Source organism: Bacteroidota bacterium (assembly GCA_016714535.1).
Lineage (GTDB): Bacteria > Bacteroidota > Bacteroidia > AKYH767-A > OLB10 > JADKFV01.
Genome location: JADKDR010000001.1, coordinates 466,836 through 490,369 on the forward strand (window position 1 = coordinate 466,836; position 23,534 = coordinate 490,369).

A 23,534-nucleotide genomic window follows, 5' to 3' on the forward strand; every position below is an offset into this window, starting at 1 on the left:
GTCCTATTGTAAATTCAATATCTAAATATATAGAGGAAGTATTGTTAATTTAAGGGTGGCAAACAATTGTTTGCCATGTTAAAATCGATTATAACAATCGCTTGGTTTAAACTTGGTGTTTTTCTTTTTTGTGCTTGCAAAAAATTTGAATCCAAAATAGATATCAATTCCATCAAGGTTATAAAGTCCAGTAAAAGCACCAAGGCGGTCGCTGCCTGCAAAAAACCACTTATACCTGAATGCTAACCCAAGCCGGTGCTGATAGTAATTGTAAAAGCTATAAGGCAAGGCAATCTCAAACTTGCGTGTTTCGTATCGCGGGGTTATGGCGATTATATCGCTTCGTTGCACCTGATGTGCAAATAGATTAATGTGTTGCACCCACGTGGCACCAACATATATATGCCTAGTGACAGCATAGTCAGCCTGAATACTAAATGCGGCCGGATGGTACATTCGGAAATTATCTGTGATGTACGCACCATCAGGGGCTCCGGTAAATTTTACTCCGAGCATACTATCGTTATATGCCAGATTCTTAAAATCGGTTGTGTCTATTCCTAACCATACGGTATTACGATTTGTGTATGAAAAATATTTGGTTTGATTCATGTATTGTATCGTTCCTACATCTATCAAAGAGACTCCCACCCGGTAGTTATACAGTTTAGCCTTTGCCTTACCATTGTATGCCGATGGGTTGCGACCGTTCATATAATTTAATCCAATATTGAAATGGCCGCCAATGCCTCGAGGTCGCAACAAATCAAACGGAGTTATGCGTTGCCCGCCAAATGCGTAACCATAATCCAGATTTACATTACTAACATTCAACTCTTCGGAATTGGGAAGGTAATAATCCATGTTTTTGCCATCGGCAAAAAAAGCGGCATTACCTATATCAAGCGATCCGGTTACTCCGGTAGTAAGATAATGCAAATCGCTTTGTATCAGGCTTCTTCCAGAGGTTATCCCAATTTCGTAGAATGACATAAAATTCAACTTGTAAGGGTCGGTGGTGAAATTAATTTTATGTTGGGGATAATAATTAAACCCTTCGAGCATAAACTTGGCAATGTGATAGTCCACATCGCGAGCACTCATTGCATGCCTGTATGCTAAATTCCATGCAAAGCCTGAATTTTCGCTGGAGCGCATTTTACCCGGCCCTCTTACATCAAGTTTATAGTATGCTTGCTTATCGGGGCTTTGTGTATAACGATCGCTTACCGATTGTTTTTTAATATCGCCCTTGGTCAGTTTGAAAATACTTTTAGAATAACGAGGCAAATACACATAATTGTTATGAACAGATAATCCCATCGAAAAAAGATGAAATTCCTTATTAAACGGAGCACCGACAACAGTGGCCGGATTGATATTTAAACCGGTATTGCCCGCAAAGTTGCTTCCTGCTATGCCCAACCACTCTTGCGCTATTAACCTTTTGCCTGAAGGCAAAAGTGCAATGAGAATGATGAAGTAGAGATATACCCTTTTCATGACGTTTAATTAAAGGGCAAAATTATTTATTTAAAGCTGCCATGTTTTCTTTTTAACCAATTAATTAATCAAATTATAAATGGGCATATGTTGTAGCCTATTGCTTGTTACGGTAAGTGTATACTACTGATACTAAATTTTTCGCCAAGTCATTTTGACTCTGTGCTTAAGCCAGCGCCATGTTCCTGCAAAGTTAAGAAGCAAATGCCTGATTCCTTTTCTTTATGAATATGCATAATGACAGGTAGAACATGTCGAAAAAAAGAATTATAAACTCAAAATTTTATCACCGCCAATAGCAAAAATGCTTGCACCCTTTTCTGCTTTAATACTAACGCCTCCAGTAAGGTTGCCAAAGGCCGGCAAGAGGCAATGCGTTTGGTTGATATAAAAACAAGGCAATTTCAAATGTTGATGTGCTTTACCGGCAATGGTAATGGCCGGATGTATATGGCCCGAAAAACTAAAGCAATCTCCTTTGCCTTTTGCTTCGTGACTGAAGTAAATACCTGATTCCAGATAACTATGGGTATATACGTTTACTTCCAGTTGTTCATACATACTATGATCGATTATATCATGATTTCCCTTTATCAAAATTATTTCGAGTGGTGGTAAAGATTTTTTCCATGCGCCAAAAAAAATAAAATCCGCGTTAGCATGACTATGAAACATATCACCGGTAATTATTAAACGGCCGGCTTGATGCTGTGTAATTAAAGTTGTAAGCTTGTGCAAATCGCTTATAGCGGCTGCCGAACTAATAGGGATTCCTGACTTTCTGAAATGACCGGTCTTGCCAAAATGCAAATCCGATAAAATGAGAGTACTCGTATTTTGCCACAGCACACACTTTTCTTTCAACAAGGTAAAATACTGATCACCGTATTTGAATGAATGCTGCTGTCGAAAAATTTCAACCATGTTGCACGGTTGATTATAACTCGAGTGCCGCCTTTATTTTTTCAAAATCGGGCACCTCACTGGCGTTATCTAATACTTCAGCATATGTTACTACCCCTTGTTCATTGATAACAAAAGCCGAACGCTTGCTGGTACCGCGCATGCCAAAGGCAAATACATCGTAGGCTACTCCAAAGGCTGCGGTTACCTCCTTATTGTAGTCACTTGCTAAGATAAAATTCATAGCTTGTTCTTCTTTCCACCGTGCTAGCGTAAAAAGGCTATCGGTAGAAATTCCTACTACGACTGCATTCAGGTTATTATAGTAGGCAATATCATCGCGCACGCCACAAAACTCTTTGGTACATACACTTGTAAAAGCGGCTGGAACAAACAAGAAAAGGGCTTTCTTCCCATTTATAGTATCGTTGTTAAATTCCTTTTTTTGACTATCGAACATAGAAAAGGCTGGCACCTTATCACCAATTTTTAAACTCATAATTTCATTTTTTTTGCGAATGTAGTTATTTCGCTAATTAGCTAATGGTGGTAGCTTAAATAATATTGGGCGGTTTGTTTTTATTTTAAAACGTCCTGGCTTACTCTTCAAATTAACTAACTAATATTTATAATTTTGCTAAACCAAACCCTTAATTAAAATGAACAAATTCAATTGTAATTTACTAAAGGTTACCGCTATTGTATTGGCATGTAGTTGTGGTGCGCCAACAGAAAGAGAAAATAAAAATGCAACTGATAGCAGCACATCCTCCACGGCAGAAGCCCGACAAGGCTCTTCCACGACCGAAGATAGTTTTGAAAACGATACCATTAGCAAACTACAAGACCAACAAAGCAGTGCTGCATGGTTTAGAGCCCCTGATGGCAATGTTTACAAAGTTGAACTGGCTGATGAAGATGGCAATTTAGTTACTCCTCAATCGTATCAGGAAAAATCAGTTAACCCATTATACTGCAGCACTGATTTGTTCTTAGGAATAGAGCGTAAAAAACAAAAGTCAACTTTTCTTATAAAGTTGATGAAAAATTATGCAACGGTTAATGCCTTGCGAAAAAGTTTTCCATCTGATTCGGTTATGAAAAATCTTTCACCTCCCATAACTACTGACAGTAACTCGTCACGTGTACAACAAGAAAAAAGAAATGTGAGAATTAACACTGCCTTTATTTACGCCATAAGCCGCGAGGCGGATAACGACTTCCATGTTATTGTAGGCGATACTGTACCATTCAATGCTGGACGGTCTATTATAGTTGAAATAGCAGGATTACCCAATCCTGCTAATGCTTCAAGCGATACGATACAACATGCGCGTACGGTATTCGAAAATTTCTTTGGTGAAAAATGTAGTGGAGCTTATAGTGTTTTTACCCCTCCCATAAGGGCCACTATAGCCGGCACTATATTTTATGACATAGGGCACAATCCCGGCACTATCGGGACAGGAATCCATAAGCCTAATACATCGTGGGAAATTCATCCCATTAGCGAATTTATTTTTAAATAATCAATTTACGTTCATAGCCTAACTTTAGTGAAACCAAAAAAACGAGTTAAATGAATTGGTAGATAAAAGGATTTATTTTCTGTCAATTATGAAACGCTTTCCAAAATGTCCTTCGTTCGTTCTGATAACAACAAAATAGGCACCTTGTGCTAAGTGACTCACGTTAATGCTTTCGATATTATCTCCATGAGCATAAAAGTTTTTTATCGGTTGTGAGCTAAATTTTCCATCAGCGGAAAATAGTTCCATCATAACCTTCGTTCTTCGAAACAAGAGCATAGATAAAAATAACTCATCGTTGTTAACAGTAAGTTGAAACTCATGGGTGATGTTCGGAGTTGAGGGTATGCTTGCAAGCATGGTATCGGGATGGAATTTATAAATGGTGCGACCACTGCCTATTAAATTGGTGCTATCAAGTGCGTGAATCCGATCGATACTAATAAACAAATTTCCGGTTAACGATGTGTTGCCTCCGTCTTTGCTAATGGCCATGCCAGGCAAATGCTGATCGCCAGTAAATAACACACTGTCGTTCATAATAGCAATACCTCCTAAATTACCCACATTAGTTCCGTTCATTACATGATGTGTCCAGGTTTTACCACTGTCTGAAGTAGTAAGCAATTCGCCAAGTGAAAAATTTTCGATCGAGGCCACTCCTATTCCATTTGGTTGAAAAAATATCTTCCATGTATATGTACCCACATTAGGTGCTATTGCATTTTGCGACTATGTTAGACCACCGTTATCAGTGTAAAGCATATTGGCCTTAAAGCTATTTGCTGCAGTTGCAGCGCCTCCAACAAGTATATGTAACGAATCGAATACATAGCAATCTATCAGACAAGAAGAGAATGAAGACAAGTCATGAAAAGCCCAGTTAATGCCGCGGTCATGTGAAATATACAGTTGTGCCGGAGTATTAACACTTCCTACAGCTACAACCATATCCTTATAATGTGCCATACCACAAATGCCGGCATTAGGGCCCGGTAATGAGTCTAATAATTTCCAACTAAGACCACCATCAGTTGTGCGAAAAATATTGGTAGTGTTTAATCCTAAAGGCAAAGTACCAACAAAACCAACACTATCATCCAAAAACTCGATGCTACGGATATAGCCAAATTTTATGGTATCACAAATGATATTCCATGTGTCGCCACCATCATTGGTCATGTAAATGGAATCTGCTTGTGCTATCCATCCCTTTGTTGGGCTAATAAAACTAATATCTTCAAACCGGCCATAATCAGGCGCTCCTGCCACTTTGTACCAACCGTAGGATTAAGCCATTATGTTTAAGCCTGAGACCAAGGCAACAAAACTGAGAAGTAATCGAACTTTCATAACAATGCAATTAATTAAAACAAATCTACTCATCATTAATATCATGTGCAATGATGTAATCACTTCTTTACATATAAATGGCAAAGCACATGCCTATGGCATGGCAATCAGTTGAGTCGTCTCGAAATCAGATTTTGCAGTTTTTCGAAAAGTTGTAACGGTTTATATATACGCCAGTTTAAATCATCCATCTCACCTCCCGAAATAAAATAGCTATCAATATTATTTCGGTTCATTTCTCTGCGTACATGTTCGCGAAAATTAAGCATCACTAACCACCCGTTATCATCTGCAAGGTCATCATACCACTCTTCGTAATAACAATCATCGCTTGCATGATAGTTTAATACATTCTCGCCTATAAAAATAAAGTGTTTGATACCCTGCGACATTAGTTCTTCGGCAATATCTCTTTTCAGGGTCATAATATCATTGTTTATGGCATCATTCCATTCTCCTATCATTTCGATAATGGCAAAGCCCAACTCATAATCTACAAAAAGCAATTTGATATACAGTGTTGGGGATCCTATATCATCCCATTGCGGGTGTATGTAATAATTGTATATCGTATTTGTAAATTCAAACTCGTTGTATTCGCGCCCAAAAAAAGGAGACCCCTCATCCATGGAAGCATCGTACAAATCGCGCCAGCGGTAATATGGCTCTATATCCTGCATATAATTATCTTAACGCAAAAGTACCGCAATTATTAACCAATTGTAAAGTCTTTATCTGCGAATTTATTTTTTTAAATATTTTTTTTGGGTACAGTATTTTGTTTATTGCGACTATTGTAAGTAGGCATAAACTTCGATATTAAGATAATTGCCGTGCATTTTTTCTGCATCTTTTAAAGTTCCTTCTAATGCAAACCCCAAACGAACAGGAATTTTTTTGCTTCGCTCATTGTCTGTTGCGCAGCGTATTTCTACCCGGTGTATATGATACACGTTATGCGCATGTTGCATGAGTGCCTTTGTGCAATCGGAAACAATTCCATTGCCTGCAAACTCTTCTCCAATCCAGTATCCAATCTCACAAGCGCAGTTGTAGGTGTCAATTTTATATAAACCAATCCTGCCAACAATTTTATTTTCGAAAACAATAACAAATGCCTCTTCTGTGCCTTGTGCATATCGTTGCAAGGAGTTTTTTATAAAATTGGAAATAAAACTTGAATCGTGCATGTGTTCAACCCATGGCAGCCATTTGCCAAGGTATGCTCTATTCCTATTTGCCAAATCATATAATGGTATGGCCTGATGCTGGGCTAAACTTTCAAGATATATGTTGCTGCTTACATGTAGAACCATTTTACAAAACTATTTCTTTTTTGCAAAGACAAATTGCCTTTTGTTTGATGCAAATCAAAACAAAAAAAACAGCCATCGCAACTTAAGCAATGGCTGTTTTTAAAATTAGTATTTACTTTTTATCTCGGATTAAAATAAGCCTAACGTTTTACGATGGCACTTATTAATGAATCACCGAAAACTTCTTTGAGCCGAATATTTTCTCGTTGCTTACTACTATCTGATACATACCTGCATCCAATGCCGCTATGTCAATAGTTTGCCTGTTCTTTCCTGTTGTTGAGGTAATAAACATAGAGCGAATTACTTTTCCTGCTACATCGTATATGGTCATGGTTACAGGCTCTGCGTTGTCTTGTTGCCAGCGGATAGACAATACATCTTGCGCTGGATTGGGGCTTACTGCAATGGCAGCATTGGCGTTTACTTCGTTTACAGAAAGTGGTGGACCATCCCAAATTACCAGTTCATCTAAGGCGGCCTCCACTAAGCTTCCAGACGGATTAAGATTTGGATTCGGTATATCACTGGCAACAAATTTTACAGTAACATTATTGCTTGCTGTTATGTAATCAAGCGGTCTAAAAGCATATCTGCGCCAGCTGTTGTCTGAAACATTGGTGTATTCAATGGGTACATAGTTTACGCCATCGTTACTAATGCTAACATCCCAAAAATCCTTGCCGGGGTTAGCACCAGCATCATTCACATACCAGCGGTAATAGCTAAAGGCCGGATTGGTATATTGTGTAAGGTCATATACTGGTGAAATAATGGTGGTAACACCACCATCAATATCAAATGATCCAATGCCGGTTCCCGGGTCGGCTTGTGTTACAGCACATGCAATTCCTCCTGGTGTTACCTGATTATCAGGCTGCACCAGAGCACCACTTGTAGTATATGTTCCAATAGGTACAGCTACTTCCCACATGCCTGTTGTGGCATCATCGTTAGGAAGGCCTATGGTCCAGTTGCCTTGCAGGTTGTCAAAATCCTCGTTACTCAACTGTGTATATCCTACCAAAATATAATAAGGAATATTTGCATTGGTATCGTTGGCACTGAAAGGCAATACACTCACTGCACTGCCACTGCTATCTTCGGCTACAAGATAGTATGCTACCAATGTACCACCCGGCTGTCCGGGTATTTGTCCCTGATAATTATTGCCACCAGTGTTAGCCAATGGAAATTGATTCCATGTAGTTTGGTTATTGAGGCGGTAATATCCACTTACTCCTTTAAGGCCAAACCAAGGAAACTGCGAGGTATAACTCAAGGTGGCATCTACCGTAATAGGTGCCCATCCATTATTGTTCTTTAATTCTGTGTGTGCAAAATTTACATTTTGAATTAAGTATATTCCATGATCCGCAAATGCATCTAAAATTTCATTTAAGTGTGGCGTTCCATTATTTAAATTTCCATCATTATCGTCTACGGTAATTGCTTCAATAAGCACATCGGTATACAGTGCTCCTTCGCTGCCATTAGGTCCGGTAATACCGGCATCATAGGTTTGCTTAAATATATCTACAGACAATTGAAGATCGTTTAAATAAAGTCCAAGATCCCACCAGGCACCGGCTATAATTTCGCCATCTGCATGCACCTGACCAACAAGATCCTGAGGATAAACTTTCTTATTGACATCATACCTGCGTACAAAGCCTTGAGCATTATTTGTAAAAAATCCAATTCCCAATACAGGACTGCCCGTAATTCCTAAAGCCCAAATATCTGCATATCCTTCGCCCATAGCACCATTACCAAATGAGGTGCCTATCGATTGATAATATTTATCGTTTATGCCATGCCCGTATTCATGATAAACTACATCGGTTACAGTTGATGTAGCATTACAACCACCACCTGCATCAAAAAAGTTAATAGATGACCCATCATAAAAAGCATTACACGAACCAGTAACATCAATATTGGTTGGCAAAGAAAAATCCATACCTGTAAAATTCGGAAACTTGCTTTTACAATAATCGTGTACGACATTCACGGCTGCATAGGCCGACATTTCCTTATCATTTGAATTATTATCAAAACTAATATTATTTACACCCGGAGTAATTTGTTGTGTAAATTGAGGCACAACACTGTTGGTTCTTGTGGTGCTCCACAACCCTTCTAAATAAAATGTTGCATTTATAGCTGCAGTGTTGCTAAGGCCTAAATATCCTATTGAATCGGTATTGTAATTTGTTCCTCCTACATTGACACGCATATTGGCTAATGGCAAAAATTGAGTTGGATTATAATTATGAGTTGGATAATAGGTGCCCTTTACATGAACATCCATGTTTGCATGACATACTTCATTGGCACGGTAAAGGATTTGACCACTATGTGCATCAATAAGCGTTAGATATCTCGAAGGCACTTTGTATTCACTCATAGTTGAAACGGTTGCCTTATAAACTAATTTAAATTCGTAAGAACCTACAAAAGGAACAGGAAGTATATATAGAGAGGCATCGGCAGTATAGTTAACTACGGGGTAAACCATATCTTTTTTTGCAATTACTTCAATTTGAGCAGGCGATAGTTTAGGTGAAACATCAACACTTATTTTTGAAAATACATCCAAACCAAAAGTAATAATGCTGTTATCGGCAAGCATTTTAATATAGGCATCGCTCCATAACACTTCTAATCCCTTATGACGCTGTATAAAATGCAGATAGTTAAATCTGGTATTAGATACCGAACTTCGTAATTCGAGTTCATTAATTGGTAATGAAAAAGCAGCAAGGTCATTTGACATAAACTGCATAGCTATTTCTGAAGCCGCACCGGTATAACCGGTATGTATGGCATTGCCATAGGCACGTTGTGGCAAAGCATTGTCTTCATTGAAGGTAACACCCCAACCGGCATGCTTGCTCAAAAAAGATTGCCATGATGGCGCGTTGCGCAATTGCTGCTGCACTTGCATGTTTGCAGTGCGTTTTGTTTTCGTGATAAATGTTTTGTTCAATGGGTCGCTTTCATGCACATGACCTTGCGAATTGGCAATCATAAACGACAATAACAAAAACATTGCTGTCAGATTTTTTTTCATATTTTTTAAATTAGTATTTAATTGTTTGGTAGCGCAAATATAACACAAATCATATATTGTATCTTGACTAAAGAGCGTTGGGTAGTTTTTTTTTTCAATGCTTTGGATCTCAGCCATTAAGCATTGGCTGTTCCAAATAATGAGAAAGGCAGGATGTAATACATTGACCACGTATCTGCCAATAAGCCTTGACGATTTTCATGCTTGATGTTGCGCAATCGCACTATGATTGGTTTTTTGATATTAGCAGCTAAAGTGCCAAGCATGCTTTTGCCATTTGCAAAAAAAGTCGTACCTGTTTGTTGGAAATTTTTCATGTTTTACTGCTATCTATTATATCATAAAGTATACGTGCAATTCTGTCAGTTTGGTGGATTGCAGCAAACTAAATACATCATACAATATTTATCTCTTCAAATAAACAAAAAGAGATTTAAAAAGTTTAACATTGCCACATGACAAAGTTGAGTGTAAATATTAATAAGCTTGCCACCCTACGAAATGCTCGAGGTGGCAATAATCCTGATTTACTAAAAGCCGCTATAGACATAGAAAGTTACGGGGCTGATGGAATTACGGTTCATCCACGACCTGACGAGCGTCACATCCGTTATGCCGATGTGTATGAATTAAAAAAGATAGTAACCACTGAATTCAACATTGAAGGGTATCCTGACGACCGATTTTTACAATTAGTTCATGATGTTAAACCGCATCAGGTAACGCTGGTGCCCGATGCTCCTGATGTGCTAACAAGTAACAATGGTTGGGATGTTATCGCCAATAAAAAAATGTTGCAATCCATTATAACCGATTTGCAAAAAGCAGGTATGCGAGTGTCAATTTTCATGAACCCTGATGCAGACATGATGGAACATGCAGGAAATACCGGCACCAATCGTGTTGAGCTTTATACCGAAGCATATGCAACGCATTATGCACAAAGGCGAGAACTGGCAATAGCCAATTATCTGAACGCAGCAAAGGTAGCATTCGGGCATGGCTTGGGCATTAACGCAGGCCATGACCTTGACTTGCATAACCTAAAATATTTTGCACAGCATATTCCCAACTTACTCGAAGTCAGCATTGGGCATGCGTTAATTTGCGATGCTATTTACTACGGCCTGCAGAATGCAGTGCCTATGTATAAACGATTATTGCAGTAGCCAAACTACTGCTATATTAATATAAATCAGATTGATACAAGAAAACGGTCACGTGCAAATTTCAAAGCAGACCTTTTTCCTTTGTAACCGCGGCCAAAGCTTTGAGCTTACAAAGGCTGGTAGAAGAAGTTTCCAAAAATAATTGGGCTCAAAAATTATTAACACACAATTCAATTAAAACAAAAGCCTTAATATTGTGGTTTAAATAATAATACATCCTTAATTGGATGATTCAGAAAAATTTCAGTTTACTTATGGATAAGCAGACACAAACCCTTCAACAGGTAATTATCAAATTTGCAGGAGACAGTGGCGATGGTATGCAACTTACCGGCACACAATTTACAAATACGACTGCCTTGTTTGGAAATGACTTAAGTACATTTCCTGATTTTCCGGCAGAGATACGTGCACCTCAAGGAACATTAGCTGGTGTTTCGGGGTATCAGCTGCATTTTGGTTCGGTCAACATATACACTCCAGGTGACAGCTGCGATGTACTTGTAACCATGAATGCCGCAGGCCTAAAAGCAAATATAAAAAATGTAAAAAAAGGAGGCACCATCATTGCCAATACAGATGGCTTTGATCCAAAAAACCTACGATTGGCCCACATACCCGAAGCTGAAAATCCGATAGAAAATGGATCGCTGGATGGGTACAAGCTTATAAAAATTGATGTAACCAAACTTACCCGCAGTGCACTCGAAGGCAGCGGCCTTGGAACCAAAGAGATTGATCGCAGTAAAAATATGTTTGTGTTAGGATTCCTTTATTGGATGTATAACCGTGACCTTACCCTGTCGATAAAATTTCTTGAAGAAAAATTTTCAAAGAAGCCGGATATACTTGCCGCCAATATTAAGTTGTTGCAAGCAGGTTATGCATATGGTGAAACAACGGAGACTATCGAAACACGCTTTCAGGTAAATCCTGCGCCTATGAAGCCCGGCATTTACCGCAATATTATGGGCAATCAGGCATTGGCTATAGGTCTGGTAGCTGCAAGTGAGCAAAGTAAGCTGCCACTTTTTTATGGAACCTATCCTATAACTCCGGCTTCCGATATTTTGCACGAATTATCTAAATATAAAAATTTCGGAGTACGCACTTTTCAGGCAGAAGATGAGATAGCAGCAATTTGCAGTGCTATTGGAGCAAGTTTTGGCGGTGCCTTGGGAATTACTGCCTCGTCAGGTCCGGGTATAGCCTTAAAGGGCGAAGCTATGGGCCTTGCAGTCATGCTCGAATTACCTTTGGTAATTTGCAATATACAACGTGGTGGACCCTCTACCGGCCTGCCAACCAAAACCGAACAAAGCGATTTGTTGCAAGCCATGTATGGCCGCAATGGAGAAGCACCTATGCCTGTGATAGCTGCATCAACACCAGCCGATTGCTTTCATGTAGCATTAGAAGCTTGCCGCATAGCAGTTGAGTTTATGACCCCGGTAATGTTACTTAGCGATGGTTACATTGCAAATGGAGCCGAACCATGGCAGTTTCCGCAACAAAAAGATTTGCCCGCTATAAACGTTTCTTTTTTACAAGAGAAAAATGGGGATAAATTTTTGCCATACAAGCGTGATGAAAAGCTATCACGTCCTTGGGCAATTCCCGGCACTCCGGGCTTAGAGCATCGCATTGGTGGATTAGAAAAACAACACGAAACAGGAAACATTAGTTACGACAATGAGAATCATGAGTTCATGGTAAAATTGCGTCAGAGTAAGGTTGATAAAGTGGCCGATTATATTCCGTTGCAAAAAATGGATAATGGAAATGAAAAAGGAAAATTGCTGGTAGTTGGTTGGGGAAGCACCTATGGCGCCATAAAAAGTGCAGTATTGCAGGCGCGTGCCAAAGGATACGATGTTAGTCATGCACATATAAAATACATTTCGCCTTTCCCAAAAAACTTAGGAGAGTTGTTTTATAATTTCGAAAAAATACTTGTTCCCGAAATGAACACAGGGCAATTAATCATGATGATTCGCAGTAAATTCCTGGTGCCTGCTGTTGGGTTAAATAAAATAAAAGGAATTCCATTTGAAGCAGGTGAGATTTTAAATAAAATAGAAGAAATGATAGGGCAATAATTGATTGCATGCCAAGAAAAAACTTTCGTAAACAGGGAATGGCGAATACGAAATGAAAATCAGATTTTAAGCCATTCAAAAAAAATAAAATGAAACCAGAATTAAAGAAATACTAAGATATGTCAAGCAAGCCAAATTCGTTAACGACCTTTACGTCAAAAGAATTAGTAACCGATCAGGATGTGCGCTGGTGTCCGGGGTGTGGAGATTACTCCATTTTAAAACAGGCACAAACTGTTATTCCTGAATTAGGAATACCACGCGAGAATATTGTATTTATATCCGGTATAGGATGTTCATCGCGCTTTCCCTATTATATGGAAACATATGGCATGCACAGCATACATGGCCGTGCTATGGCATTTGCCAGTGGAATTAAAAGTACCCGGCCAGAATTAAGCATATGGGTAGTAACAGGCGATGGCGATGCCATGTCGATTGGCGGCAACCATTTTATACATATGATGCGCAGAAATTTTAATCTGAATATTCTGTTATTCAATAATCAGATTTATGGATTAACCAAAGGGCAGTATTCACCAACTAGCGAAGAGGGCAAAATCACAAAGTCGACACCTTATGGCTCACTCGATCATCCTTTTAATCCAATAGCACTTGCTATGGGCGCTGATGCCACCTTTGTAGCACGCAGTATGGATCGCGATCCGGTACATTTGAAAGATATGCTTCGCAAAGCACATGCTCATAAGGGCGCCTCGTTTGTCGAGATTTATCAAAACTGCAATGTTTTTAACGATGGTACATTTGAAATTTTTACCGAAAAATCTTCGAAGAAGCAAGAGACCTTAATGATAGAACATGGCAAACCACTTGTGTTTGGCGCTACTAGTGAAAAGGGAATCAAGCTTGATGGATTTACACCAACCATTGTTGATATTGGTGACAGCGTTAGTGTTGACGATTTATGGGTGCATGATGAAACCGACCGTGTAAAGGCGGGAATCATTTCTCGCTTTTTTGATAATCCAATGACTGACGGACATTTTCCACGTCCATTTGGAATTTTCTGGCGCGAAAACCGCAAGTGCTACGAAGATGATTTGAATCAACAAATACAAGATGTGATAACTAAAAAAGGGAATGGCAAACTAGATGACTTGCTGCGTGGCAGGGATGTTTGGGAAATCAAAGCCTAAAATATTTTTTTAGTAAACTAAAAATAAAAATTTTGGCGGTGATGTCGTTTGGGTTGACAGTCACCGCTTTGAATTAAAACTACCCCTTTTAATTTTTTATATGATTGAAAAGTATCATTGTCAATTTTTTTGTAGTGCTTTCAAGTACAATGTAATAACGATTGACTTTATACTTTGTTTTATTGTTAAGCATTTTTTAACGGTACTAAGTTTTTGCCTCTTTGTATAATAGTACGAACGCATTTCATAGTTCGTTAGTGCATATTCAAATTTTTTTTTATTTTTAAAGCAAGTTCAATTTAACATTTAAACGTTGGCTGATTTGTACTTCTGGTTTCTATTTAGGTATTGCGCAAATCAAGCGGATAGCATTTCAAAATCAACTGCTGCTTTCCGTCCGCAGTTGAAATGTATATGGTTAATAATTTTGTAAAACAAAAAAGTTCCAGGAGGCTATAAAATCAAAATCGAATTCATGTTGCTTTTTTATTGCAGAAACTTCCAGCTACATATTTTGAATTTTTTACTTCATAGAGAATCCGATAAAAATAATTTTTCATTCAGTTCATTAATTATTCTTAGAAGATAGCAGGCCATCCTATAGTTGACGTGAGCTGCAAGCTTATGCTAGCCATGCTAATGTTTAATAAAACTAACAGTAACAGAATTTTGAAAACAAGAAAACTAGAAGATAAATTATTTGCTGGGACGAGCTAAACGCTCGCGCCAGCAGCGGATCTAGATGAGGATATTTCATTACAAGGCCTATTAAAAAATCTATAAACGCCTTTACCTTTTATTTGAAGTAAAAGATTTTCTTGGTTACCTATAAATAAGGAATCCGAATTACTTCGGATTTTTTTGTCTTTGTTGCAACTTAAATATGCACCAATAAAAAAGCGGAGATGTCGTTTGGTTTGACAATCACCGCTTAGAATTAAAACTACCCCTTTTAATTTTTTATATGTTAGAAAAGTTATATTGTCAATTTTTTGTAGTGCTTAATTGGCAAGTACATTATTAGAACGATTGGCCTTATGCTTTGTTTTATTGTTAAGCATTATTTAACGCTACCAAGTTATTGCCTCTTTGTATGAAAGTACGAACGCATTTCAATTTTCGTTAGTGCCATCCGCAAAGTTTTTTTATTTTGTTTTAAATGCAATGGGTAAGTTCATAATTACATTAACACTTTGCCCGTTCTGAATTCCTGGTTTCCATTTAGGCATGATGCCAATTAATCGTGCAGCTTCCTTTTCAAAATCAGCTGCTCCTGCTACCCCTCTTAAAACTTCAATGCCATTAATGGTTCCGTCTTTTCGTACCACAAAACTCATATACACAGTTCCTTCTGCACCTATCTCAAGCAGGTGGCGTGGGTACTTTACCTTGCTCTGAATAAACTGCAACATAGCTTCATATCCTCCGGGATACTCCGGCATATTCTGTACAACACGATGATTGGTATTGTTGCCAACATCTGTTGAGTCTATACCCTTGCCTCCGCTATTATCAATAATTGCAAGACTATCAGTACCCTTGCCCGTTGAGCCGCTCGTATTAACAGACTTGTCGTCCAGATTTAGCTTTGCCAGATCATCGTCATCTGCATTGAGCGAATCGTCTGCAACAATCAAAGGTTGTAAATTTTCTTTGGGTGCTGGTGCAGGCGCAGCAGCTTGTTCTTGTTTAGGCGTTGCCAACTCCTCCTTTGGCGCTATAAAAATGTCTTCCATAATATGCGGAATGCTTACAAATTTATCTTGCACATTGGTAACCGGATTAAAATATTGCCATGCAAATGCCATAATAATTGCAGTAGCTATCAATCCATAAGCAGCTAACATCCCTTTTACCGTGCGCGCAGCTGCATTTGTGCGCAACTCATATGCTCCGTATGCTTTGTTCTTGTTTTCGAAAAGTTGGTCACACCAGCCTTTCGAATAAATGCCTTGTTGTTTCATCTTCTTTTTTTTTGAGTGGTTTAATCATAAGATGAAAAGGCATTTAATTTTCCATAAGCAACTATAATAACATCATGTTTAGTTACATAATTTTGACAAACGAATAATGGGAAACTAAAATGTGCAGGGTTTGATTTTGCAGGAGCACGAAAAATTTACCGGTAAACTTCGGTAGCCCCTGACCCAAAGCGCAAGCTATCAGCATCGCGAAATCTAAGAAACGTAAATTGCCTTAACTCTTCTCTTATTAATCGTTTCAGCACTCCGTCCCCAACTCCATGAATAAAAATAATTTGCTCTCCATTCTTAACTATAAAGTTGTTAAGAGCCATCTTAAACGCTTGCATCTGATGCCAAATGATTGTTTCGTTAGGGGTGTTATTGGTGTTCACCTTCAGCGCTTCGGTATGCAAATCAACAACAACCGGAGCTGACAGTTCTCTTTGATACGAAACATCCTTAATGGGAACGTGTTTGATGGAGCCCAGATTTTTTAATAGTTCAATATCTATTTCTTCTTTTATAAAGTTATAGAGTAACTGCATGCGCACAAACGCAAATCTACCTTTATGCTGATGGTCAACCACATCACGCCCGGGCATTTGAAAAGGGATAGTGCTTGCTTGGGGACGATAATAGTTAGTCAAATTATTGTCGAGCAAAAGCAAATCAACTTGCAGTGCACTAACCTGCGAAAAATATTTTCTTTCCTTGTTATCAATAACCTTATACGTTCCAGATTCAATCAACTCTAAACACAATGGAATTTTGGGCTCAACAGCTAATGAAACACCAATGGCTATGCGGCAGTTAGTCCGGTTTACAATAGCTATTTCTATCGGCCCCAGATTAATCTGCGTATCGTCAGCGGGCAGGGATATCAATGCCACAGTTCCATCAGGCGCAAGGCTGGTATACTTATCTGCTGCTTGCTTTACTGTTTCTTCGTTTTCTCGTTCACGAAAAATACTTTCCACAGCAGCAGGTTTTATGAATACTGCGGCTAACTCATTTTCCGAAACATCGATAGGAAAGTCGCCATCCACTTCAACCTTTACCGAACCATCCTTATTATAAGACAGTATCGTTCCTTCTAATTTTTCGTTTTTAAAGGTTACAAACTCACCTGCTTTAAATTTCATTTCGTTATACTGTCAATTTGAGCGCTAAATAACGATTTCGTTTTCTAACTTTTAATCAGCCTTATAAAACATAACCCTTTCGGCAAATTCACTGTTGCTAATCTCCATGAAGTAATAGGCTGAAGCAAAATAGCTTAGATCAATTTCCAATTGCGCAGCGGCAAAGGGGTAATATTTTTCAAAAACCTTTTTACCTGCGGCACTGTAAATAGTACAAATCAGGCTTTTATTTTTTACAGTGGCAGGCAAGTTTACATACATAACCTGTTGCACAGGATTTGGATACACCTGAATATTTATTAAACCTTGAGTAACGCCTTGCCTTATATTTACAATACTGATAGAATTATTTCGCGCACACTTTTTATTGTCCTTTACGGTAACAATATAATTTCCAGCAACCAATCCGGTGGCAGTTTGTGTGGTTTGCAATGGACTGGTATTCCAGGTATATCGGTAAGGTGTAAATCCATTGGTTGGTGTGGCTGTAGCTGTTCCATTGTTAAATAATGGTGCTGTGGCATCGGTTTTACTCATTGCTATTTGTATTTGTGCGGGCTGTGTTAATGTTGCTGCAATCGATTTGGTACAAGCATTAGCATCTGTAATGGTACAGGTGTAGGTGCCAGCTACGAGATTATTAATACTGGCAGTAGTTTTATTATTGCTCCACAAATAGGAATATGAACCTCCACCTCCCGAAGGGGATACGGTGGCTATACCATTTTTACTACCAAAACATTTTAGAATAGTTTGCGTTAAATTAGGGACAATGTCAGTAAACTGACTTACTGTAAAAGAGGATGTGGTGCTTACGCCATTTGTTCCGGTAACGGTAACAGTATATGTTCCTGCACCAAGATTGCCTGCAGGATTGGTAGTTGCACCATTGCTCCAAAGATAACTATACAAAGGCATACCTCCATTTGCAGAAATATTAATGCTGCCATTAGTTTGCCCAAAACATCCGGCATCTGTAACGTTGCCACTGTCAACTACAAGTGGTGCAGGTGCTGTTATAGTAAAATTGGTATTTGATATATCGAAAAAATAATTATCTGCAGCTTCTACTCTTATACGATTAGTGCTTCCGGGATTATTGGGTACAATGAGTACTTCACTACCATCATTGGGTGAACTTGCATTAACAATTATGGGATAAGTATTTCCCCCATCGGTACTAAGTAATATTCTAACATTGGCACAGTTTACCGGAGGTAGGTTGGTATTAATTACATTCCAACTAACGGTTTGATAAGTGCCAGCCTGCCAGGTAAGACCTGTGTTTGGAACGGTCACCGTAAACGGCCCTGATGCACTGTCAACCGTTAATACAACCAATGTATCGTTGTTAGTAATGCCTGCACCATTCGTGCGATTGTCGCGCACAGTAAGCCTGAATGCCATGTTACGATTATAACCTGGCAGTATTTCACCAATCGTTGTAGTATTGTTTATTATATCCGAAATCTTGGGAAAAGTGCGCGTAGCACTTACTACAGGAATAAAAGGCCTGAACAATGGGGCATTACCAGCAGGTACATTCCATGTACCTGCTGGCCCAAGGTCAAACTGCTCCCAGCAATAAGTTAAGGCATCATTGTTTGCATCTGTGGCAGCACCTGTTAAGCTAAATGGTGTATTTCGGGGAATGGTCTTATTAACTGGTAAGGAAGTAATTACAGGAGGGGTGTTTCCGGTAGCAATAATAGTAGCGCACGTATTTCCATTTCCGGTTTGAGTAAAGGTAACAAGATCATTAAAGCTCTTTGCATGAAATGTTGGGATACTATTAGGCGCCAGATTGTTTACACCACAAATGCCTGCATACGCCTGAATGGTTATTCCACTGCCGGGCTCGTATGCAGATGAAGAAGAACGATTGCCATTACAAGAATTGGTAATGGCATTAAAAGTATGCGGGCCACCATACTGATGTCCTATTTCATGAGCTACATAATCGATATCAAATGGATCGCCAATGGGGTTACCACCTCCGGTAACTCCACGTGCTTTGAAGTGCTGCTGCAAGGAGAATTTAACGAGGCAACACCTCCTCCACCGGTACTAAATACATGTCCTATATCATAGTTAGCAGTTCCAATAACAGCATCGCAATTGGTTTGGTTCTGTCCAAGCATAGTGCTACCGCTATTATTGGTATAAGGATCTGTTGCGCCATCGGTATAGATAATTAGCGTATCATTTGGAATTAGTAACATGCGAATATCCACTTCTGATTCATAAACTCCATTTACACGATTAACAGAAGTAATAATACCTGCCAAAGCACCCGCTTTAGTACCACCATAGTAAGTGGTGTACTCACCCGTAGCAGCCATAGCCAGTCGGTATGTACGCAACTGTGTGCCACTGCTTCGGTTGCTGTTGTTGGCCACCGATTTAATTTCATTCATATCTACCACATCATCGTTTTCACAAACAAAGGGATACTGCCGCTTGCATTGGTTTTTATCAAACACGGCATAATACTTTTCGTTACCATGAATACAAGGGTTAATCAATATCCATTGCTCACCACCAAAAACCATTGCATGAAAACCCCATGGTGTATAATCAATTCTTGCTTTTATATGACGGCTTCCAATCTCACTTGCAAGAAAAGTTTTTATTTCAAATGCCTTTTCCTCTTCTTCAATAATCAGGTTATAATGATAAACTTCAAAATGATGCAAACTGCCATCCGGAAAAGGAAGCGTAAACCGCAGACCCGGAGAAGGCTTTGCATCAAACGACTCTTGTGGCGCCTTATTTAATTCGGATTTTACTGCATCAAAATCAATGCTATAGTAACTTGTCGAAACCGGATAATCCATTGCTAAACTTCCGGAAATAACAGGGCGACCAATTCTTTTAAAGAATGACTGTGAGTGCGCAGTGCTAAGGAGAATTGAAAAAATGATACTTAGCTTAATGGCGTATTTTATTTTATTCATATGAATGATGGATTTATTTTTTTTTAAAAGTAGAGAATCTTTTTCAATAAGATATAACACACACTGAAAGCCTGAAAAAAAAATCGCGGAAGCATTGAAGCTAAAACATTTAAAACAGGAAAATTGGAAAGTATTTGCTTTAATAAACAAACCACTAAATGAATAGTTTCCTTAAACGTTGGATAAATGTTTGTAAATTATTCGTGCTAAAAAGCTGTAATTAATTACTGATAAATGCCGGGCGCTTATCGTACTTGCTGGATATATGCAACATTATGCGGATGCCGTTATCAGTAATTTTGCTGTTGATATTACTATATAAGGCAATACCTATTCCCAAATCTTCGAGAGGTTTTACAACAATAGGCATGTTGGCGCTAGCGCCAATGGTTCGAAAGAACTTGCCTTCAATATCGTAACCACTTTGTACGGCAGGGCCTAAAAACATACCATATAAGAATAAACGATTGCGCACCACGTAGCCGGCAGCCAGGTGAAAGGAGTAAACAGAGTATTCACTTTGAAAAATGCTGAAACTTTCTACTCCACCTTGCAAATAAATTTTACCTAATGCACGGTTGTAATCAAAATAATAGTTGAGCCCATTGCCACCGCTACCAAGGCGTTCCATGGTAAATCCCAAAGCAAGGTTGCCCCATTGGTAGGCTTTCTTTTTTGGTTTCTTGGTAGCTGACTGTGCAGTTGCCCTCATATTTGATAAACCTAGCAAAAGACCTAAAGCGAAAAAAATTTTAAGTAAATTATTCCGTGTGAACATTGCGGCAAAAATAGATGTTGTTAAATTATTCGTTGAACAATTTGTTTTGAAGAAAGTTCTTATCGGTTAACGTCAATAAAAATGCTGTTAAATTTTCTTTTTCAATTTGAGTAAGTGTTATACCGTTGGTTAACAAAGTATCTAACGTGTAACTTTGTTTTACATTGCCGTAGTGTGTCAAAACCTTGTCAAGAGTAAGAAAACGACCGTCATGCATATAGGGGCCCGTAACTTCAATGTTGCGAAGCGAAGGAACTTTAAACTTGCCGCTATCGCCAAGGTCAAAAGTTATTTTAGCTCTTCCCGGGTCTTTATCAAAATAACTATCTAGCCCATTGTTGCGATAGGTTAAATCGGTCATCAATGGTTCGCTATGACAGGTACTGCATTTAGCTTTGTAAATAGTATAGCCATCTGACTCGGCAGCAGTAAGTGTTTCCTTTCCCTTTTTGTATAAATCAAATTTCGATTGTGCCGAAGTTATCATCACCATGAACGTGCTTAAAGCACGCAACATTCTTTGGCTATTGACTTCGTCAGTGCCAAAGGCACTGCGAAACATTTCGCGATAGGTGGCATCCACTTTTAATTTAGCAACAACATTTTCGATGGTTTCGTCCATCTCAACCGGATTGGTAATGGGCCCTATAGGTTGCACTTCCAGATTATTTATTCCTCCATCCCACATAAACTCTGCATGATATGCCAGATTAAATATTGGAGGAGCATTGCGTGTGCCTAAAAGCCCGTTAATGCCGTGACTCACTCCGTGCTCGCTATGCGCAAAACCAGCATGTTGCTGATGACACTCGCCACACGAGATAGTGTTATCTTTAGATAAGCGTGTATCATAAAAAAGTTTTTTGCCCAGCAAAAATTTTTCGGTAGTAACCGGATTTTGAACAAAATCATATACAGCTTGCGGAAATCCCTCCGGATGTTCGTATACAATTGGTACTTTTATTTCATCTGATTCCAAATCCGGGTCAACCTTACAACCTGCAAGGCAAAGCATTGAAATAAAAATATAAACTATTGTTTTACTGCGCATTGACTATATTTTGAATTGAGAACATATCTTGACTATTAGAAGAAATGTAAACCCCATCCTTGGCCGAGGTTAAAAAAGGTTGTGAAGCAAAATCAATCAGATTAGGTGTTTTAAATACTTCGTTTATTTCTGCCTGCAAGGTAACTATACTTGTTTTGCCGTTGCTAATCTTAAGTTGAGTGGCAGTTAAGGGCAAGTTAACTGTTACAATATTCATATATGGATTTTTAAAACCACCAACATGAAAGGCAATATTATTTCCATTGATACTAGCTTGAGGCGAAGTGCCTTCTAGTTTAAAAAATATATAACCTGTACTCCATGACCAAAACATATTATTGGAGGGATCCAACGCTCCTGTTTGAGCACCGGTAGTATTTCGAGCACTATCAACACCAATCAAATAAGACATTTGGGTGTAATCGCCAACCGGTATTTTATTAATCACAAGTTTTTTAGACGATTCTTTGCCATCATCAATTAAAAAATAAGTGTCAGGTAATTTTACTTTGCTGCCACTGGAAGTAGTTAATTCAAAATTCGATAAATAATACTTTAGCCTGTTGATGGTATAAATATCACCATTGGGATTTGTATAATTCACGCTGCCATCGGTAACAGCTGTTACCCCATCAACGGTGTTAAGCACGTTAATTTCAACCGACCCTTCCTGAACGGTTACAGGGGGCTGAATATCTTTGTCATCATCATCATCCTTTTTACAAGAATTAAATGTTACTGCATAGCATGAATAAAATTGTGAGTTTAATTTTCATTTTTTTAAATTTTTTAATGTTCGGTTTTTAATTTCCTGATATCTGTTATTAGCTTGGTAATTTCAGCGGGGTTTGTGCCATCATAATACCCTCTTATTTCAAAATCTCTATCTATTAAAATTAAATTTTGAGTATGCACAAAATCATCCACTCCACCATCACCATCATCGGTAGCTGCAAAGTACGATTTTCTGGCCAGACTATAAATTTGTTTCTTATCACCGGTAACAAACAACCAGCGTTTGTCGGTTACACCCAGCTCATCGGCATAGGTCTTTAATGTTGCTACCGAATCGGTCTCCGGATCAACAGTATGAGATAATATACGGACATCATCATCTTTTGCAAATGCTTTATATACTATATTGAGGTTATTACTCATCTTGGGGCAAATGGTTTGGCAGGTAGTGAAGAAAAAATCAGTTACATATATTTTTCCATCAAACGTTTCATTGGTAACTGTTTCGCCATATTGATTGGTAAGGTTAAACTGGCTCACTTTATGATTGCGGCCATCTTCTGCCTTTGGCCCAAACACCGGAAGCGCCTTATGTCTCGTATTACGCTTCTGAATGTTATAGGCAGCAAAAATGGAACTCGAAATAATCAATACAATGATGATAATGCCATATGTCCAGGTATTCCTTTTGCCACTCATGATGATGTTAGTACAAGATTTCGTTTGTAAAACTACTACTTATTTTTCTTTTAAAGATTCAAATGATAAAATCTTAAACGTATAAAGGTTAAATAAGTTTAAA

21 protein-coding genes are annotated in these 23,534 nt (G+C 38.5%); 4 read left to right on the forward strand and 17 right to left on the reverse strand.

What is annotated here, in order from left to right; translation table 11 throughout:
- Window positions 1–78: 78 nt before the first annotated feature.
- The 3 genes from IPO27_01930 to IPO27_01940 all read right to left on the reverse strand — a co-directional run bounded on the left by IPO27_01930 (window position 79) and on the right by IPO27_01940 (window position 2,905).
- A complete protein-coding gene (locus IPO27_01930) occupies window positions 79–1,503 on the reverse strand; it encodes a hypothetical protein (GenBank protein ID MBK8845360.1) in 1,425 nt (474 codons plus the stop codon).
- 267 nt (window positions 1,504–1,770) lie between these two features.
- The gene (gene pdeM / locus IPO27_01935; GenBank protein MBK8845361.1) at window positions 1,771–2,427 is read right to left on the reverse strand and encodes a ligase-associated DNA damage response endonuclease PdeM; all 657 of its coding nucleotides are present in this window, start codon (window positions 2,425–2,427) and stop codon (window positions 1,771–1,773) included.
- A 13-nt stretch (window positions 2,428–2,440) separates the two neighbouring features.
- On the reverse strand, window positions 2,441–2,905 hold the full coding sequence (locus IPO27_01940; GenBank protein MBK8845362.1) for a redoxin domain-containing protein: 465 nt from the start codon (window positions 2,903–2,905) through the stop codon (window positions 2,441–2,443).
- A gap of 160 nt (window positions 2,906–3,065) precedes the next feature.
- Between IPO27_01940 and IPO27_01945 the strand changes: the two genes are divergently transcribed.
- Window positions 3,066–3,935: a hypothetical protein gene (locus IPO27_01945; protein MBK8845363.1), complete on the forward strand. Its 870-nt coding sequence runs from the start codon at window positions 3,066–3,068 to the stop codon at window positions 3,933–3,935.
- Between the two features lie 72 nt (window positions 3,936–4,007).
- On the opposite strand, the gene IPO27_01950 is transcribed toward IPO27_01945, so the two are convergent.
- From IPO27_01950 to IPO27_01975, 6 genes are all read right to left on the reverse strand, one after another.
- Window positions 4,008–4,595 carry a T9SS type A sorting domain-containing protein gene (locus IPO27_01950; protein ID MBK8845364.1) on the reverse strand — a complete coding sequence of 196 codons (588 nt, stop codon included), beginning with the start codon at window positions 4,593–4,595 and terminating at the stop codon, window positions 4,008–4,010.
- Between the two features lie 72 nt (window positions 4,596–4,667).
- Complete coding sequence (locus tag IPO27_01955) at window positions 4,668–5,207, reverse strand: hypothetical protein (protein ID MBK8845365.1); 540 nt, start codon at window positions 5,205–5,207, stop codon at window positions 4,668–4,670.
- Window positions 5,208–5,395: 188 nt separating this feature from the next.
- A complete protein-coding gene (locus IPO27_01960) occupies window positions 5,396–5,968 on the reverse strand; it encodes a hypothetical protein (protein ID MBK8845366.1) in 573 nt (190 codons plus the stop codon).
- A 111-nt stretch (window positions 5,969–6,079) separates the two neighbouring features.
- On the reverse strand, window positions 6,080–6,604 hold the full coding sequence (locus tag IPO27_01965; protein MBK8845367.1) for a GNAT family N-acetyltransferase: 525 nt from the start codon (window positions 6,602–6,604) through the stop codon (window positions 6,080–6,082).
- A 163-nt stretch (window positions 6,605–6,767) separates the two neighbouring features.
- Window positions 6,768–9,680, reverse strand: a complete 2,913-nt coding sequence (locus IPO27_01970; protein ID MBK8845368.1) for a T9SS type A sorting domain-containing protein — start codon at window positions 9,678–9,680, stop codon at window positions 6,768–6,770.
- A gap of 116 nt (window positions 9,681–9,796) precedes the next feature.
- A complete protein-coding gene (locus tag IPO27_01975) occupies window positions 9,797–9,997 on the reverse strand; it encodes a hypothetical protein (GenBank protein ID MBK8845369.1) in 201 nt (66 codons plus the stop codon).
- 138 nt (window positions 9,998–10,135) lie between these two features.
- On the opposite strand from IPO27_01975, the gene IPO27_01980 reads away from it, so the two are divergent.
- From IPO27_01980 to IPO27_01990, 3 genes are all read left to right on the forward strand, one after another.
- Window positions 10,136–10,849: a pyridoxine 5'-phosphate synthase gene (locus tag IPO27_01980; GenBank protein MBK8845370.1), complete on the forward strand. Its 714-nt coding sequence runs from the start codon at window positions 10,136–10,138 to the stop codon at window positions 10,847–10,849.
- Between the two features lie 254 nt (window positions 10,850–11,103).
- On the forward strand, window positions 11,104–12,948 hold the full coding sequence (locus IPO27_01985) for a 2-oxoacid:acceptor oxidoreductase subunit alpha (GenBank protein MBK8845371.1): 1,845 nt from the start codon (window positions 11,104–11,106) through the stop codon (window positions 12,946–12,948).
- A gap of 119 nt (window positions 12,949–13,067) precedes the next feature.
- Entirely contained in the window at window positions 13,068–14,105 is a 1,038-nt protein-coding gene (locus IPO27_01990; protein MBK8845372.1) for a 2-oxoacid:ferredoxin oxidoreductase subunit beta, read from the forward strand.
- A gap of 1,145 nt (window positions 14,106–15,250) precedes the next feature.
- On the opposite strand, the gene IPO27_01995 is transcribed toward IPO27_01990, so the two are convergent.
- The 8 genes from IPO27_01995 to IPO27_02030 form a co-directional block, all read right to left on the reverse strand.
- A complete protein-coding gene (locus IPO27_01995) occupies window positions 15,251–16,069 on the reverse strand; it encodes an energy transducer TonB (protein MBK8845373.1) in 819 nt (272 codons plus the stop codon).
- Window positions 16,070–16,224: 155 nt separating this feature from the next.
- A complete protein-coding gene (locus IPO27_02000) occupies window positions 16,225–17,211 on the reverse strand; it encodes a hypothetical protein (protein ID MBK8845374.1) in 987 nt (328 codons plus the stop codon).
- Window positions 17,212–17,262: 51 nt separating this feature from the next.
- On the reverse strand, window positions 17,263–19,242 hold the full coding sequence (locus tag IPO27_02005; GenBank protein ID MBK8845375.1) for a hypothetical protein: 1,980 nt from the start codon (window positions 19,240–19,242) through the stop codon (window positions 17,263–17,265).
- On the reverse strand, window positions 19,164–20,168 hold the full coding sequence (locus IPO27_02010; protein ID MBK8845376.1) for a hypothetical protein: 1,005 nt from the start codon (window positions 20,166–20,168) through the stop codon (window positions 19,164–19,166). Before IPO27_02010 ends, IPO27_02005 begins: the two co-directional genes overlap by 79 nt.
- Window positions 20,169–20,388: 220 nt before the next feature.
- On the reverse strand, window positions 20,389–20,880 hold the full coding sequence (locus IPO27_02015; protein MBK8845377.1) for a hypothetical protein: 492 nt from the start codon (window positions 20,878–20,880) through the stop codon (window positions 20,389–20,391).
- A 91-nt stretch (window positions 20,881–20,971) separates the two neighbouring features.
- The gene (locus tag IPO27_02020; protein ID MBK8845378.1) at window positions 20,972–21,997 is read right to left on the reverse strand and encodes a cytochrome-c peroxidase; all 1,026 of its coding nucleotides are present in this window, start codon (window positions 21,995–21,997) and stop codon (window positions 20,972–20,974) included.
- A complete protein-coding gene (locus IPO27_02025; protein ID MBK8845379.1) occupies window positions 21,987–22,646 on the reverse strand; it encodes a hypothetical protein in 660 nt (219 codons plus the stop codon). The genes IPO27_02020 and IPO27_02025 overlap by 11 nt, the downstream gene beginning before the upstream one ends.
- A 140-nt stretch (window positions 22,647–22,786) precedes the next feature.
- Window positions 22,787–23,431: an SCO family protein gene (locus IPO27_02030; protein MBK8845380.1), complete on the reverse strand. Its 645-nt coding sequence runs from the start codon at window positions 23,429–23,431 to the stop codon at window positions 22,787–22,789.
- Between the last annotated feature and the right edge of the window lie 103 nt (window positions 23,432–23,534).